Below are 16,778 nucleotides of genomic sequence, written 5' to 3'. Positions count from 1 at the left end.
TATGGGAAACAGTATTACAGAAAACGAAATAGAAGAAATTGCAATTCAATATTTGCAAAACTTAGGCTACGAATATATTTCAGGTGTGGACATTTCTCCTGACGGCGATATTCCAGAGAGACAATATAATGATGTCGTATTGCAAAATCGTTTGCGTATTGCAATAGATCGTCTTAACCCTGCATTAAATTACGAAGCAAAGGATGCTGCTTTTCGTAAACTATTACGTTCTGAAAGTACGGATGAACTTATTTCTAATGAAACAGTTCATAAGTATATTATCGAAGGTGTTGAAGTAGAAGTACGTACTGAGGATGGTGTTAGAGGACAACAAGTCAACATAATTGATTTTGGAAAGCCTGAAAACAATGAGTTTTTAGTGGTAAATCAGTTTACAATTGTTGAAGGGAATTACAATAAAAGACCAGATATTATTTTATTTATCAACGGTTTACCTTTAGTGGTGATAGAATTAAAAAATGCAACAGATGAAAATGCAACAGTAAAATCAGCGTTCAATCAGCTACAGACATACAAACAATATATACCTTCTCTTTTCACATTTAATGAAATTCTAATAGCTTCGGATGGTTGGGATGCTCTATGCGGTACAGTAACTAGCGACTGGTCTCGTTTTATGTCGTGGAAAACCAAAGATGGTAGAACCACAGAAGATACTTTACAACCTCAAATGGAGGTGATGTTTAAAGGAATGCTAAATAAAAGCACGCTTTTAGATTTAATTCAAAATTTTATAGTTTTTGAAAAAACAGATAAAAAAACACTAAAAAAAATTGCAGCATATCACCAGTTTTATGCCGTTAACAAAGCAGCAGAAAGCACTGTTGTTGCAAGTGAAAAAGGAGGTAATAAGCAAGGTGGCGTGGTATGGCATACGCAGGGAAGTGGGAAAAGTTTAAGTATGGTTTTCTATTCAGGTAAATTGATTCTTGAACCTCGTATGGAAAATCCTACTTTGGTAATTCTTACGGATAGAAATGATCTTGACGATCAGTTGTTTGAGACCTTTACCAATTGTAATCAACTTCTTAGACAAATGCCACAACAGGCAAGTGATCGCAAGCATCTCCGTCAAATTCTTAGTGTAGCTTCTGGGGGAATTGTATTTACTACAATTCAAAAGTTCATGCCTGTATTAGAAGCTACTTCCAATGATAGAGAAGGTCAGTATTTAAACGAACCATCAGTAGAATACATAGGATTAGATAGTCCTTCATTAAGCGAAAGACGTAATATCGTTGTTATTGCAGATGAAGCACACCGTTCTCAATATGATTTTATTGATGGATATGCAAAGCATTTAAGAGATGCTTTACCTAATGCTACTTTTATAGGATTTACAGGAACACCAATTGAAACAACGGATAAAAATACACAAGCTGTTTTTGGAAATTATGTTGATATTTATGATATCCAACAAGCTGTTAAGGATAAAGCGACAGTTCCTATCTTTTACGAAAGTAGATTAGCGAAGATTAATTTTGATGATGCCGAAAGAGCGACAATTGATGCAGAGTTTGAAGAATTAACTGAATCAGAAGAATTATCAAATCGCCAAAAATTGCGAGCGAGATGGTCTCGTTTAGAAGCTATTGTTGGAAATGAAGATCGTCTTAATAAAATTGCCGAGGATATTATTTTTCATTTTGAAAATAGAAATTCTGTACTTGAAGGTAAAGCAATGATTGTGTGCATGAGTAGACGAATATGTGTAGACTTATATGATACAATAGTAAAGATTCGTCCACAATGGCATAATATAGAGGATGATAAGGGAGAGTTAAAAGTAATTATGACAGGTTCTTCTAGTGATCCATTGAACATGCAACCGCATATTAGAAATAAACCGAGAAGAAAAGCAATTGGAGATCGCCTTAAAAATCCTTTTGATAATCTAAAACTGGTTATTGTACGAGATATGTGGTTAACAGGTTTTGATGCACCTTGTTTGCATACTTTGTACATCGATAAACCAATGCGAGGACATAATCTTATGCAAGCTATTGCAAGGGTTAACCGTGTCTTTACGGAAGGCAAAGAAGGTGGTCTTATTGTAGACTATTTGGGAATTGCACAAGAACTGAAATTAGCTTTAGCAGATTATACTGCGAGTGGAGGCGAGGGTTCTCCAACTTTAGATCAAGAATTGGCAGTAGCTAAAATGTTAGAACTACACGAAGCTATTGAATACCAATTACGCCATTTTGATTATAAAAAGTTTTTTACATTAAATGCAGAAGAGAAATTAAAGTTTATTCCTGTAATTGTTGATTATATTTTTAGTCAAGAAAATGGAGAGGCTTCATTTGTAGAAAATACGAAGAATTTATTGAAAGCATTTGCGATATCTGTTCCTCATGAAAAAGCTTTAGAAATACGAAATGACGTTGCATTGTTCCAAGCAATTAAAGCTAGATTAGTAAAAATTTCAGATAAAAATGAAGGCGGTAGATCGGATGAAGAAATAGATACGGCAATAAAACAGATTATTTCGGATGCAATTTCATCAGATACAGTGGTAGATATTTTTGATGCCGCAGGTTTAAAGAAGCCAAATATTGAGATTTTAGATGATCAATTTTTAGAGGAATTAAAAAATCTTCCACAAAAAAATCTTGCAGTAGAGCTTTTGAAAAAGTTATTAAAAGGAGAAATAAAAAAGCGTTCAAAAATCAGCATTGTAGAAAGTAAAAAATTCTCAGAAATGTTAGAAGATGCTATTGCGAGATATCATAATGGAATGGTTGATACAGTAGAATTTTTAGAACAAGTATTAATTCCCTTTGCTAAACAAATTAAAGAATCAGATAAAAGGGGAGAAAGTTTAGGTTTAGATTATAGAGAATATGCTTTTTATACAGCTTTAGAAATAAATGATTCTGCTGTTTCCGTTTTAGGCGATCAAACATTAAAACATATTGCTCAAGAATTGTTGAAATCAGTACGCAACAGTACAACTATTGATTGGACGTTGAAGGAATCTGTACAAGCTGATTTAAGACGAAATATTCGTAGAATTTTAAGAAAATACGGCTATCCACCTGATTTACAAGAGAAAGCAGTTGATACGGTAATAAACCAAGCAAAAATGCTAGCAGAAGATTTAATGAAAAACAAACATGAAAATTAGTCGTTTATTGATCGAAGCTTAAAATAATAAACAGATAATCAATTTATTTCCGATTTATCTGTTTTTGTTTTTTATAATGCGTTTGTATTAATATTCAAAAGTAAATGACATCTGAGTTTGTTTTTCTGACATATAATGCCATATACTATAGTCGATATCTCTTCGAGAAATGTTTAGAATATCAGCTGTGTACTCAACAATTACTTTTGCACCATGATAATTATTGAAGCTAATGTTTGCTTGTGTAAGAAAATTTAAGATATGTCGATCAACCGCTATTGTTTCAACATGCATTAGTTTTAGGAAATAATCTATTGTTTTATAGCCAATTCCATTGATAGATAAAAACATTTGAGCATTCTCGTATTGAGTTAAAAATTCAGCTAGCTCATTGGAAGTGTCAATTGAATTTTCAGATAAAAATTCTAGTACGGATAAGTATCTATTGATTTTAATATTATTCTTCCAATTTAGAAAATTTTCGATTCCAATTTCTTCTATGGTATTGATGATGCCAGATAAATTATGGGCTGAATTATAATTTTGGTAAATATGTAATACTCTAGGAAAAACAACAGATTTATAGTTTAAACCTGCTTGTAAAATAATATCGGCAAGAATTGCACCCAAATGATTATTATAAAAACAAGAATTGCTCTTGATAACATTGAAATCCGTATGATTTTCAATGAAAGTAACTAACTTATTAATTTCAAAACTATAACTCATTCAATTAGTTTTTTTAATGCATCTAATCTATCAACACAATTAGGACACGCTCCACATGGTATAACAGGTGATGCTTGGCAAGAAAATGTACGGCCAATTGGAGCTCCCAATTCAACACCTAATTTTGCGACATCAAATTTAGAAAAATTTCTGAATGGCATTTCAATTTTAACAGAGCCATAATCACTTAAAAGATTTTCAAGGTTATTGAAAAAATCATTTGAGCAGTCAATCTCTTTAGCATGGTTGCTATTTATGAACGCAGAATAAACATAATTGAACTCTAACGTTCTTGCGAAAGAAGCAGCAACCGTCAAAATCAGGACATTCCGGTAAGGTATATACAAATCATCTGCAGATACTTTTTCTTCCCATAAATTTACAGGTTGTATAAATTTTGAAGTTGAATATTTATATACTTCTGAGATATCAATTATTTCAATTTTATCAACATAGTGAGCTGGTAGAACATTTTTGAGCCTATCAAGTTCAGTTTCAAAACAGTGTTGCCCATAATTAATGATCAATGGGATGAATTCTATTTTTTCTTTTATGAATAGATAACATAATGTAGTAGAGTCAAGTCCGCCTGAAACTAATATTACTCCTTTTTTTAGATTCATAGATCAGAGCTAATTGTGAATACTTCGCTGATAATTTCATCCATATTGCTTGTGACAATTTTACAAGAATTTGTTAGCATGCAGTTTTTTGCAATATTATATGGGTCATAAAGTAATACTGGAATTTTTCTTTCGGATGCGATTCCTATTTCAACTAGAGTGCCGGGGTCATTATACAAGAGGGCAGCGATAACTATTTTACAGTCTTTAAGAATCTCATGGTCTTTAATATAAAATTCTTTTTTCTGTTCCACAGTATCATCTTCTTTCATTTGCCCATTTTCTTTAACAGGTCTTCGAGGCGAAAAATTATGATAAATCAAACTTTGCTCAAGTTTATCAATCAATTTAGTATCAACAAAATCAAAATCTGGTGCAGCAATGTAGATGTTAATGGCATTTCTCTTTTCCCAATTTAATATAACTCCTTGTAGGTTTACTAAATCATCAATGTTTGTTTTTAATAATTGTTCAACAGAATTTTTAAAATTTACAGGAAAGGTTGTACTTGCGTACTCCATGGCAACAAATGAAGAAAGAGCCAAATCTTTCTGAATGTCATTGTAAATACTGGCTTCAAAAATTGCATTGAATACGTCCCCCACACCAACAGAATGTTGGATAGGTTTTGTTTGAGAAGATACTTGATATGTTTTGTTTTCAATAAAATTATAAACCCTTGTTCCTCCTCGATTTTCTTTAAATATTAGAATGCTGCATATATCTTTGAATAATGCAGAAAAGGCTTCAAAAGTGAACGAATGAGATTCGATAAAAGACTTGAAAATATGACTAGATGTTGATATGTATATATTATTAAATTTATAATTTAAATCTAATAGTTGTTGATAATCAAGATTGGCTAATTCAATGCTAACTTGTTTACCTTCTGTTTTATTTAAAATTTTCTGTATATCGAATTGTCCCGATGTGATGAGAACTTTTTCAAACTTGTCAAAATCAAAATCGTGATACTTATACTCAATTTCCTCTCTTAAAATTAATTCATATCCTTGGTCACCTACTTCTCTTGCTTCTTCAATTAAAATTAAATTAGGAGCGTTTAATGTATCGGCAACCTTAATTAATTTAGGATTATTCCAATGTGTTGAAAAATCGAATATCCGAGTATCAAGATAGGTAGGAGAAATGTAACCTAATCCAAATTCGTGACCGATAGCCCAAAAAGCTCTGGCGGAATGAATAATTCCTCCAAACCTCATTTTGAGATCTTCGTGTTTATTTTTTAAAGTCACATCAACAATAACATCCCCAACTAAGCAAACCCTATGCATCAGGAGAAACGTTAATTGTTACAGAATTAATTGGTAAAGTAGAAGTATTTGATACAATCCCTGAATATGTGATGTAGGACATACATTTTCTTAAATAGTTATATTTGGTAGGTAGATTACCAATCTCTTTACCAGCAACCATTGCGATTATTCGTGAGCCATTAAATCCAATAACTATTGACATATTAACGTCTGGTAGTTTTCCATTTGATTTATAATATTCAGATGTAGCGACATCTTCTAAATCCGTTCTGAATGCTTTTCCGCAGTCGTTATCAGTAGAAAGTCCTCCTTGCTTAGGACTTGTGCCCGAAAAATCTTCGTAATCTGTAAAATTACCTGAACCTGTGCTTCCCATAATGTATAAGTTTTTGTTAAAAGTATAATAAAAATAGATGTAATATTAAATTATATCTATTTTAATACAAATAAAATACATATTCATGATAATTTTTTACGGATTTCCGTAGTGTTAAGTATTAGAAATTAGAATTGATTTACAGTGGCACTTTTCTAAGATGTAATTTAAAATTATACACCATATACCACGTTTTTGCAATTCCGAATAAAGTGTATTCGCAATTATGTTATAAGTATAAAAATTTTCAAAGGTCTATTATTTATGTACGTAGCGAAATATTATACTGTTATCTGTATGTTCACAAAAATTAAAATCCGTTGATATCTTGTATGCAAGTTTGTTTTATTTTGAAATATACATACTTGAAAAATTCTGCACATTTGTAATACAATAGTATTATTTAATACAATAATATCACAATAAATACTACTATTGTATTATTTGTTTCTTTGTCCGAAACTCAGAAAAAACTATTGGATAATTTCCGTGAAAAAAACCTATTTTCGTACTTAAATTACATGAAAATTGAGGTGTACAGGCGAAATGTATCAATTATCACTTTCGCATTCGGGAAATGTTAATTATCTAATTTACAGGAATTTATAAGGTTGGAGGTGTACAGAAGTAGTACAAATTTGTCTTTAAATTTATCGTAAAATATTATAAGATATTGGCTTACAGGTTTTTAGAGTGACGAGATTCGTGCGGAAAAGTAGAAAAAAAAGATGTTGCAGCATCTTAATCGTGTACCACTTTTGTACACCTCGTATTATGTAAACCACCATCAATAAACACTTCTTTAGATACTGTATCGGGAATAATTTCAAATTTCCAAATAGTTTTAAATTTAGCATGAATATTAATATTCTGTTTTTAATATTGTATTCTTTTTAATAATCCAATAATCTTAGTTTTGTTTATGTTTGTTATTTTTAATGCATTGTTTATTAATGTGTTAAAGTAATTCTATTAATGTTTTTTTATTATAAAAAGTGTATTTGTTAATGTTTTTTAATTAAAATAATTTGATATAAATTTTGTCATAAATCTATATTGCGGTACAAATTATTATTTATTATGAAAAAAACATTACTTTTTTCTAAGCGTTCTTGCAGTTTCATTAATAATTGCGCAAAGCAACGATGCATTAAAAAGAAAATTCGAAAAACAAAAAAATGAAAACAGTAAAAAATTTGATGCTTATATAGCGAAAAATTCAGGTACTGCAAAAAAGCTTGATATTGATTTAGCTGCTAAACGAAGTTATTTAGCTGGCTTTGATCCTTCGGGTAGACCTTATTTTTATGAGCAACAAGATTTGGTTCGGTGAAAAACTCCAATGCTCAATCTCTTCAAAATGGCACTATAAACGGTTTAGCTGGTTCTTTCAACGGAGAAGGTATCAGATATACAGTTTTTGATGGTGGCAGGGCATTTGGTGGGCATACTCTTTTTAACAATATGCCCAATAGAATTACAAATAGAGAAGCTACCACTATGAATTATAGTTCTCATGCTACTGGTGTGACAGGGTTTATAGGTGCTAAAGATTTACCAGCTACAGTCACATTAAATAATGGAACTACAATGAATGTAAATTTTAAGGGTATTGCCCCAAATGCGACTTTTGATAATTATTTTATGCTGGAAAGTACTTTACCCGGTGATGCCAATACAAGTAATATTTTTCAGAAAATTTTAATAGCACAGCCAAAAATATCAAATCATTCATACGGAATTAGAGCCGGATGGGAGATTTCAACTGCTAATGGAGCAAGGGTTTGGGTTTGGTTGGGTAATTTTACAAGTCCGAATACTTCTTATGATTTGCAGGGGACATACTCTTCAAATGACCAAAATTATGATGAAATTGTCTATAATAATCCTTCTTATGTAATTGTTAAAGCTGCAGGGAATTCCTACGGAAATGGTCCGGATCATCCAGGAACGGCTGCGTTTGACAAATATTATATTGACGCAAATGATAATGCTATTTTATTCGCTGCGTCAGATGTTTTACCCAGAACTAATTGTGCATTTGGAGATGATTGTATAGGTCCCGGATCATTAGCTAAAAACATAATTGTTGTAGGAGCTACTGATATTATTGCGACTAATAATAATACATATACAACTGCCACAGATGTAGTGCATTCTGAATATAGTAGTGCAGGGCCAAGGGATGACGGAGGCATAAAACCCGATATTTCTACTACGGGAACGAATGTTTTTTATGCTTCTACTAATGAAGATACTACCGGAAGCAATAGTATTGATGTAAATAGTGGAACATCTTTTTCTGCTCCTGTAGTTACAGGTATAATAGGTCTCTGGATGCAGATCTACCGTCAATTATTTCCTGCTTTAGAGCTAAATGCAGCAGCTGCAAAAACATTGATGGTACATTCCGCTCTTGAAGCCGGAAATGTCGGACCAGATCCATGGTTCGGATGGGGATATATTGATGCCAAAAAAGGAGCTGAGTTATTGGTTGGAAAATCGAATAATACAATTATTTTCAATGATGAAACATTAACAAGCGGTACTGCTAATAAAAAAACGGTGAAAGCACTAGGAACTGAGCCTCTGAAAGTTACGATATCCTGGATTGATCCTGCATTTTCTGTACCCGCAAATCTAACTTGGGATCAAGTTCATAATGATAGAAATTCAAAATTGGTGAATGATTTGGATTTAAGAATTATTGATGTTACAAATAATACGGTTTATTCCCCTTGGAAATTGAATGCTGATATGCCAATGGTAACTGCTTCAAAAGGCGATAATACGGTTGACAACGTAGAGCAAGTTGTTTTTAATAATCCTGTTGCCGGAAGAGAATATAGAATTGAGGTTACTAATAAAGGTAACTTAGTAAATAGTACAGGCGCAAATGCACCGCAAAATTATTCTATTCTTGTGTCAGGATATTCGGAACAGGTTTTGGCAACTGGTGAAGTTATAAAATCAAGTGGAGTCATCATTGCACCGACCATTACGAAAGATTTTGTAAAAATATTAAAAGCTCCAGCAAAATCAATATATAATGTTTATGATTTATCTGGAAAAGTAGTGCAAAGTGGATCTATAAATGGTGATGATACTAGTTTAAATTTCACATCATTAACAAAAGGAATTTACATAATTGAAGTGAAAACTGGTAAAGAAGTGATTACTAAAAAGGTAATTAAAGAATAATATCTCTCTGTTTGAATATTTAATATTCATGGTTTAAATTTTATTATTAATCAAATCTCAAAAGGAGTTGATTTTTTATGTAATTAATGCCTCAATTTAAAGTAATTTAAAATTAACGATAATTTAAAATTAATTGTTTGTTTTCCAATGTTTTAGGTAGTGGAAAGTTAATAGTTTTTAATTGGATTTGTAGAAATTTATTAACATTTATTAATGCTTTGTGTTGATAATTTTCTATTAATTGAAGTATTATTGAAAAAAATCAATTAATATAAAAAAACAATTACTATTTGTGAGTGTTCTGGCTATTTTTCTAGCAAATGCACAAAATTATGATTCGCTTGAAAAAGAATTCGAAAAACAGAACAGAGACTACAACAAGAAGTTTAATTCTTATGTAGAAAAACACTATGGATCTTCCAAAACTCCTGAAGCTCTTAAAGAGATTGAAGAGCAGAGAAAAAACTTAGCCGGTTTTGCTCCAAATGGAAATCCGTATTTTTATAAGGCTGATGATTTAGATCAGATAAAAAATTCAAATTCAGATTTTCTTCAAAATGGTACTATAAACGGATTGACGGTTCTTTTAATGGAGAAGGTATCAAGTATACAGTTTTTGATGGCGGTCGTGCTTTTGAGGGGCATATTTTTTTCGATAATTTGCCTAACCGAGTAAATAATTTTGAAGCATCTACAAGTAATTACAGTTCGCATGCAACAGCTGTTACTAGTTTTATAGGGTCAAAAGATTATGCATATACGTTGAGTTCAGGGAGCATCATAAATTTCAAAGGTATTGCTCCAAATTCTACTTTTGATAATTATTCATTTGAAACCACTACATTACAGGGAAATACGACAACAAGTACTGTAGAGCAAAAAATATTATTAGCAAAACCTAAAATATCTAATCATTCATATGGAACAAACTTTGGTTGGAGTTTAAGAGCTTATAACGGTGCTAATGTTTGGCTGTGGTCCAGTGGTTCTTATTATGATGCTGGCGTTCATTATGATTTACAAGGAACTTACTATACAAACGACAGAGATTATGATAAAATTGTATACGAAAATCCATCTTTTGTAATTGTAAAATCTTCAGGTAATTCTTATGGTGATGGCCCGACAGGAAACACTAATGACTCATACTATTACAACACTTCGGGAAACCTTACGCAGTTTACAGCAACAGATGTTTTGCCACCAAACAATTGCGGATTAGGATATGATTGTATTGGTCCTGGCTCATTGGCTAAAAATATAATTGTTGTTGGAGCAACTGATATTATTACAAGTAATGATAACAGATATACGGTTTCTACTGATGTAGTTCATTCTGATTACAGTAGCGCAGGACCAAGAGATGACGGAGGTATAAAACCGGATATTTCTACAACAGGAACTAATGTTGCTAGTGCTGGTACTGCTCAGGATACTTCAGGTAGTCAGGGAATAGCAATTGGTAGCGGCACGTCATATTCTGCACCTATTGTAACGGGAGTTATTGGACTTTGGATGCAAATATACCGCCAGCTTTTTCCAGATCAAGAACTTAATGCTGCTTCTGCAAAAATATTGATGGTGCAGTCTGCTTTTGAAGCCGGAAATATTGGTCCGGATGCATGGTTCGGATGGGGTTATATAAATGCTAAGAAAGGGGCTGAATTACTTGTAGGTAAAGCTAATGATACCGTTGTTTTTAATGACGAAATTTTAAATAATGGTGTTGCTAACACAATGGAAGTAACAGCATCAGGTAACGAACCATTAAAAGTTACTATTTCATGGATTGACCCAGAATTCACAAATATTCCTACAACATATCAAGCAGGTCACAATAATAGAAGTTCTGTATTAGTCAATGACATAGACTTAAGGATTATTGATTTAACTACAAATATTGCTTATCTTCCCTGGAAACTTGATGTAAATAGTCCAAACACTGCTATAAAAGGTGATAATACCGTTGATAATGTAGAGCAGGTTGTAATAGATACTCCGGTTGCGGGACGTTCATATAGAATTGAAGTTTCAAATAAAGGAAGCTTGGTAAATAATGCAGGTGCAGTTACCCCTCAAAAATATTCTATAATAGCAACAGGACATAATCAGGTTCTTGGAACTGAAGAAACTGACAATAATTCAAGCATCATAATCGCTCCGACAATTACAAAAGATTATGTAAAAGTATTAAAGGCTCCGACGAAGTCAACATATAATGTTTATGATTTATCCGGGAAACTAATACAAAATGGATCTATAAATAGTACTGAGATAAGTTTAGACTTCTCGTCATTAACGAAAGGAATTTATATCATTGAGGTGAAAACAAATAATGAAGTAATTACTAAAAAGATAATTAAAGAATAGATATTCGCCTTTTTTGAGAGGCCCTAAATAAAAGAAAGACTGTTTCAAATGTGAAACAGTCTTTTAATATTACGAGTAACTAGTCTTAAACAAAAGAAAAAAGGCAAAGCTAAAATAGCTTTACCTTTTTCTATATATAATGAATGTTTGGTGTAGGTTCTGAAATAATTATTTCTTTTGTCTCCAATGAGTCCCGTTTTTTGGCGGATCTGTTGGTTCGGTTTCTTCGTCTAAACTTGATAATGAATCTCGTTTTGAATAACCTTCTTTTTGAAATTCACCCTTGTCATTTATTTTCTTATCGAAAATATTTGTGGTTTTGTTTTCTTCAGTATTAAATTCATCATCTTCTTGTCGGCAAGATATAAGTGATAAACTTAATAACATCATTACGGCTAAAAAATATTTTTGTAACATCATTTCTAAAATTTAAAGTTATCGACTTTATTTTTAACAAAGATATCTATGTAAAGTACACTGTGCAAGTTTATATAGGGACAATTTATAAATTATACCGTAAATATTTATAAATTTTTACCAAAAACAGCAATTTAAACCTTTGATAATCAAAATATTGATTATTAAGTATTATATTTTTAAACATCGTTGTATGAATAAATGATTTTGTTTAAATTTGACTATGATTTTCAAAATAAAATATCAAATCATAAAAAGATTTATTTCCTTATTCTGTTGTTTTTTTCTGTCGCTATTGTATTCACAGGATCCATATTCTGAGTTAAGAAAAAAATATTGGAATTATGAGGAAAATGATAAAAGAGCATTTGTTTACCTCAATCAGAATATTCGCAGAGCAAAACTTGAAAGAAATTATTCTGAGCTTTTTCAAGCGTATAAAGATGCTATTTTATTTTCTGAAAATAAGAAAATAGAATATTCAGATAGCGCAATAGCAGTTGCTAAGTTATCAAAAAAAAATGATCTTATAGGTGACTCTTATTTAAGTAAAGGTGCGATATATTATTTTAATCACAGGAAATTCCAGTATGCTTTAAATGAATATTTAAAAGCTTACGAATATCTTAAAGATTCGAAAAACGAATTTCTAAAATATCAAAATCTTTATCATATAGGAGTTGTCAAAAGTTATCTTGGATATTATGATGAAGCGTTGCAAATATTTAAAGAATGTATTGACTTTTTTGATGCTGAAATTAAGAATGAATCTCACGAGAATTTAATTTTTAATAATAGAAAAGGTTATCTCAATTCACTGCATCAGGCAATAATTTGCTATCAGGCATTAGGAAAGTTGGATGAGGTAAAAAAGCTTTTAGGTAAAGCAAAGGTTTCGATTCCAAATGATAAGGATTTTATTCTTGAAAGTAGTTACTTTAAAAAGAATGCTGGAGTTTTAGAATTTTCAGAAAAAAACTACAAAGAAGCGATCAGAGATTTTGATCTGGCGTTGCCCGGTTTATTAAAAGCTAATGATTTTACATGGGCATCCTATGTCTATTATTATAAAGGAAAAAGTTATACAAAACTTGGAAATCAGGAAATTGGCGTAGAAAATTTCAAAAAGGTTGATTCCATATTTACAGAATACAAATTCATTCTTCCGGAGCTGAGAAATAATTATGAAGAACTGATAGATTATTATAAAAATCGTAATAATTCTGAAAAAGTCTTGTTTTATACTAATCAGCTGCTAAAAGTTGACAGTGTAATTTCTTCTGATTTTAAATATTTGTCAACGCGCATTTATAAAGATTATGATACCAAAAGGCTCTGGGAAACTAAAGAAGAACTTGAGCAGACAAATTCGTACAGTAAAATATTATTGATTATTTGTTTGGCTATAATAATTGCTTTGGGTTTCATTATTTATTATCGTATTAGAAAACAAAAACAGATTCAGGAGAAATATAATAAATTATTGATAAAAATCGAAGACGAAGCTCATACAGAACCGGTTAAGTTACCTTTGCAGTATGATGTAAACAAAAATGTGAAGCTAGATAAAAACATAGTTGAAAAGCTGCTCAATGATATTAGTAAATTTGAAGCAGATCAAGGATTTTTAGAAAAAGGTCTTACACTAAAAAAACTAGCAGATAACTTTAAAACAAATACGTCTTATTTATCGCAGGTTATTAATGAATATAAAGGAAGCAATTTTAATTCGTATATCAATTTTTTAAGAATAAACTATGCTACGCAAAAGATCTATCATGATAAAGAATGGAGAAAGTATTCTATAGAACATGTGGCTGCGGCTTCAGGTTTCAGTAACAGACAAAGTTTTTCAAATATATTTTTAGAACAAAACGGAATAAGGCCTGCTGATTTTATCAAGAAAAGAGTAAAAGAACTTGAAGGCAATAATCATTAATATTTTTGTAAAAAAAAGAAACCAGAACTATCGTAAGATAATTCTGGTATTCTACAGAAACTAAGTGATGAAACAATATTTTTGCTAATATGAATGTTATTGAATATTGTCTTATTTGAAAAACTATTCTTTGATAATTTTCTTACTGCTAATTTATATACTTATTTAGCTGCTTCCAAAAGGTTTAGGGATGTATTCGTAAATGTTTACGTTAAAATTTATAAATTTTTACACTTGATTAAATTGTGTAATACATTGAATATCAAGTTACTATATCTTTTTTTATTGTCTGTTTTTTTAGATTAAGAAATGCTATTAATAGCGTTTAAATTTTTCTATAATTTTCACTAAAAACGGTAACTTATTTTAGTTTTCCATTATTTTTCATAACTTTAATGAAATAAAATTTTTATGCAGATAGATACACGAACCCTGAATATTGATGATTATGATGAATTGGTTTTGGCAATGCGACGCGCTTATCCAAACATGTCAGAAAATATCTGGTCTAAAAAAAGTATTACAAAACTTACTAAAATTTTCGAAGCAGGTCAAATTTGTATCACTGTAGACGGGAAAGTAGCAGCGGTTGCGCTTTCAATTGTTGTCAATTATGAAGAATTTGATGACGAACATACTTATAGTGATATTACCGGAAATTATACATTTAATACACATTCGGCAACTGGTAATGTGTTGTATGGTATTGAAATATTCGTCGATCCGCAATATCGTGAGCTTAGATTAGGAAGAAGGCTTTATGATGCCCGAAAAGAATTATGTGAACAGCTCAATCTTAAATCTATTATTTTAGGAGGAAGAATTCCCGATTATCATAAATACAGTCATGAGATTTCACCAAGAGAATACATCCGCAGAGTAAGAGATAAAGAAATTTACGATCCGGTATTGTCTTTTCAGCTTTCCAATAACTTTTTACCGATCCGTGTATTGAAAAAGTATCTTCCTGAAGACGAAGCATCTCGGGAAAATGCTGTTTTGCTACAATGGAACAATATTTATTACAGTAAAAAACCTAATACAATGCAGGACAGTACCATTCGTTTAGGTTTGGTACAGTGGCAGATGCGTCATTTTAAAGATATTAATGCTTTTTACGAGCAGGTTGAGTTTTTTGTAAACGTGATGGGCGATTACAAATCTGACTTTGTTTTGTTTCCGGAATTATTCAATACACCTTTGCTGGCGCCTTTTAATAATCTTTCGGAAAGAGACAGCATGATTGAGCTTGCGAAGATTACTGAAGAAATAAAAGCTAAAATTTCTGATTTGGCTATAAGCTACAATGTCAATATCATTTCGGGAAGTATGCCTCTTTTTGAAAATAATGACTTATATAATGTAAGCTATCTTTTGCATCGTGACGGACGTATTGATGAATACAGAAAAATTCACATTACACCAAATGAAAGAAAGTATTACGGAATGAAAGGCGGTAATGAAATAAGAGTTTTTGATACAGATTGTGGAAAAATAGGCCTTGTTATATGTTATGATGTAGAATTCCCAGAATTACCAAGAATTTTGGCCGATCAGGGCATGAAGATCCTTTTTGTGCCTTATCTTACGGATACCCAGAATGCATACATGAGGGTTCGTCATTGCGCTGCTGCCAGAGCAATAGAAAATGAATGCTATGTTGCGATTGCAGGATGTGTGGGAAATTTGCCGGGTGTGAATAATATGGATATTCAGTTTGGTCAAGCCGCTGTATTTACGCCTTCAGATTTTGCGTTTCCGTCTAATGCTGTGAAAGGGGAAGCGACTCCTAATACCGAAATGACACTTATTGTAGATGTAGATTTAAATTTGCTTAAAGATCTGCATTATCACGGTTCTGTTCAAGTGCTCAACGACAGAAGAAAAGATTTGTATGAAACCAATCTTAAATCCCAAATATAAAAGGATTAATAAAATATATTAATTATTAATCTTTTAATCATAATAATTTAAAAATTAAAACCTTTCATTGCTGAAAGGTTTTTTTTGTGTTTAAGGAAAACTTTTATGGTTATTGTTTCAATAAAGATAATACTTTATTGCATAACACAATATGATTTCGGTCACAATTTAACATAAATTTATTTTGCCTTGCTATTCAGAGCTGTATCAGCGATTTTGGTAAGAAGCTTATCGCAGTTTTTTTCTTCTTTTAAAGTAGCTAAAAGGTTGCTTAAGCATTTTTTTTCTTTTAAAACTTTTGCATAAGCAGCAAGACTGCCGTAAGTGGCAATTTCGTAATGTTCTACTTTCTGAACGGCAGAAATAATTCCCGCATCACGCACAGCTCCGGCTTGAGTTTCTTCCATTATACTTTTTCCTTCTTCTAGCAAACCCTGCATTGCATCACATTTTTTGGCTTCCGGTTTTAGTCCTAAAGATTTAAAGCATTCTTCAAGTCTGGTTACCTGCACCTTTGTTTCTTCAATATGATTCGCAATAGCCTTTTTAAGTTCAGGATGGGTTGCATTTTTTTCCATTTTCGGAAGTGCTTTTGCTAATGCTTTTTCAGCCCAGTAAATATCCTTAAGAGAATCTTCAAACAGGTCATTAAGATCTTTTGCGGCACCTTTTTTTGCAGGCGTTTTCGCTGCTGATTTTGTAGTTGATTTTGAAGTGGTTTTGGAAGCTGTTTTTTTTGATGTTGGTGTTTTGGTTGCCATAATTTAATATT

12 protein-coding genes are annotated in these 16,778 nt (G+C 31.4%); 6 read left to right on the top strand and 6 right to left on the bottom strand.

From position 1 onward, the window contains the following. Position 1 precedes the first annotated feature (1 nt). Positions 2–3,151, top strand: a complete 3,150-nt coding sequence (locus AC6CHK_RS10660) for a type I restriction endonuclease subunit R (RefSeq protein ID WP_498095915.1) — start codon at positions 2–4, stop codon at positions 3,149–3,151. 87 nt (positions 3,152–3,238) lie between these two features. Here AC6CHK_RS10660 and AC6CHK_RS10655 read toward each other — a convergent pair whose 3' ends face one another. From AC6CHK_RS10655 to AC6CHK_RS10640, 4 genes are read right to left on the bottom strand one after another with little or no spacing between them, the layout of a single operon-like run. After that, positions 3,239–3,880 carry a DUF8548 family protein gene (locus AC6CHK_RS10655; RefSeq protein ID WP_498095913.1) on the bottom strand — a complete coding sequence of 214 codons (642 nt, stop codon included), beginning with the start codon at positions 3,878–3,880 and terminating at the stop codon, positions 3,239–3,241. Beyond that, positions 3,877–4,503, bottom strand: a complete 627-nt coding sequence (locus AC6CHK_RS10650; protein ID WP_498095911.1) for a 7-cyano-7-deazaguanine synthase — start codon at positions 4,501–4,503, stop codon at positions 3,877–3,879. Before AC6CHK_RS10650 ends, AC6CHK_RS10655 begins: the two co-directional genes overlap by 4 nt. After that, the gene (locus AC6CHK_RS10645; RefSeq protein WP_498095909.1) at positions 4,500–5,798 is read right to left on the bottom strand and encodes a nucleoside 2-deoxyribosyltransferase; all 1,299 of its coding nucleotides are present in this window, start codon (positions 5,796–5,798) and stop codon (positions 4,500–4,502) included. Before AC6CHK_RS10645 ends, AC6CHK_RS10650 begins: the two co-directional genes overlap by 4 nt. After that, complete coding sequence (locus AC6CHK_RS10640; protein WP_498095907.1) at positions 5,791–6,156, bottom strand: hypothetical protein; 366 nt, start codon at positions 6,154–6,156, stop codon at positions 5,791–5,793. The genes AC6CHK_RS10645 and AC6CHK_RS10640 overlap by 8 nt, the downstream gene beginning before the upstream one ends. Before the next feature lie 1,329 nt (positions 6,157–7,485). Between AC6CHK_RS10640 and AC6CHK_RS10635 the strand changes: the two genes are divergently transcribed. The 3 genes from AC6CHK_RS10635 to AC6CHK_RS10625 all read left to right on the top strand — a co-directional run bounded on the left by AC6CHK_RS10635 (position 7,486) and on the right by AC6CHK_RS10625 (position 11,727). Then, positions 7,486–9,357 (top strand): S8 family peptidase, encoded by a 1,872-nt coding sequence (locus tag AC6CHK_RS10635; RefSeq protein ID WP_498095906.1) that lies wholly within the window; start codon positions 7,486–7,488, stop codon positions 9,355–9,357. A gap of 292 nt (positions 9,358–9,649) precedes the next feature. Continuing rightward, a complete protein-coding gene (locus AC6CHK_RS10630; RefSeq protein WP_498095904.1) occupies positions 9,650–10,033 on the top strand; it encodes a hypothetical protein in 384 nt (127 codons plus the stop codon). Then, the gene (locus AC6CHK_RS10625; protein ID WP_498095902.1) at positions 10,018–11,727 is read left to right on the top strand and encodes a S8 family peptidase; all 1,710 of its coding nucleotides are present in this window, start codon (positions 10,018–10,020) and stop codon (positions 11,725–11,727) included. The genes AC6CHK_RS10630 and AC6CHK_RS10625 overlap by 16 nt, the downstream gene beginning before the upstream one ends. A gap of 168 nt (positions 11,728–11,895) precedes the next feature. On the opposite strand, the gene AC6CHK_RS10620 is transcribed toward AC6CHK_RS10625, so the two are convergent. Next, positions 11,896–12,147, bottom strand: a complete 252-nt coding sequence (locus tag AC6CHK_RS10620; RefSeq protein ID WP_498095900.1) for a hypothetical protein — start codon at positions 12,145–12,147, stop codon at positions 11,896–11,898. Between the two features lie 220 nt (positions 12,148–12,367). On the opposite strand from AC6CHK_RS10620, the gene AC6CHK_RS10615 reads away from it, so the two are divergent. Together AC6CHK_RS10615 and AC6CHK_RS10610 are read left to right on the top strand one after the other, a co-directional pair. Beyond that, positions 12,368–14,083 (top strand): helix-turn-helix domain-containing protein, encoded by a 1,716-nt coding sequence (locus AC6CHK_RS10615; RefSeq protein WP_498095898.1) that lies wholly within the window; start codon positions 12,368–12,370, stop codon positions 14,081–14,083. A gap of 411 nt (positions 14,084–14,494) precedes the next feature. Next, positions 14,495–16,006 carry a carbon-nitrogen hydrolase family protein gene (locus AC6CHK_RS10610; RefSeq protein ID WP_498095896.1) on the top strand — a complete coding sequence of 504 codons (1,512 nt, stop codon included), beginning with the start codon at positions 14,495–14,497 and terminating at the stop codon, positions 16,004–16,006. 179 nt (positions 16,007–16,185) lie between these two features. On the opposite strand, the gene AC6CHK_RS10605 is transcribed toward AC6CHK_RS10610, so the two are convergent. Beyond that, on the bottom strand, positions 16,186–16,767 hold the full coding sequence (locus AC6CHK_RS10605; RefSeq protein ID WP_498095894.1) for a YciE/YciF ferroxidase family protein: 582 nt from the start codon (positions 16,765–16,767) through the stop codon (positions 16,186–16,188). Positions 16,768–16,778 lie beyond the last annotated feature (11 nt).

This window comes from Chryseobacterium sp. GQ58, from assembly GCF_059758895.1.
Note: the sequence above shows the minus strand (reverse complement) of the source record. Positions and strands in the feature narration are given on the sequence as shown.

Bases quoted from the DNA above. Each gene is read 5' to 3' on its own strand.
- AC6CHK_RS10650 (WP_498095911.1), bottom strand. From the start codon at position 4,503: ATGAATCTAAAAAAAGGAGTAATATTAGTTTCAGGCGGACTTGACTCT.
- AC6CHK_RS10660 (WP_498095915.1), top strand. From the start codon at position 2: ATGGGAAACAGTATTACAGAAAACGAAATAGAAGAAATTGCAATTCAA.
- AC6CHK_RS10640 (WP_498095907.1), bottom strand. From the start codon at position 6,156: ATGGGAAGCACAGGTTCAGGTAATTTTACAGATTACGAAGATTTTTCG.
- AC6CHK_RS10655 (WP_498095913.1), bottom strand. From the start codon at position 3,880: ATGAGTTATAGTTTTGAAATTAATAAGTTAGTTACTTTCATTGAAAAT.
- AC6CHK_RS10605 (WP_498095894.1), bottom strand. From the start codon at position 16,767: ATGGCAACCAAAACACCAACATCAAAAAAAACAGCTTCCAAAACCACT.
- AC6CHK_RS10645 (WP_498095909.1), bottom strand. From the start codon at position 5,798: ATGCATAGGGTTTGCTTAGTTGGGGATGTTATTGTTGATGTGACTTTA.
- AC6CHK_RS10610 (WP_498095896.1), top strand. From the start codon at position 14,495: ATGCAGATAGATACACGAACCCTGAATATTGATGATTATGATGAATTG.
- AC6CHK_RS10615 (WP_498095898.1), top strand. From the start codon at position 12,368: ATGATTTTCAAAATAAAATATCAAATCATAAAAAGATTTATTTCCTTA.
- AC6CHK_RS10620 (WP_498095900.1), bottom strand. From the start codon at position 12,147: ATGATGTTACAAAAATATTTTTTAGCCGTAATGATGTTATTAAGTTTA.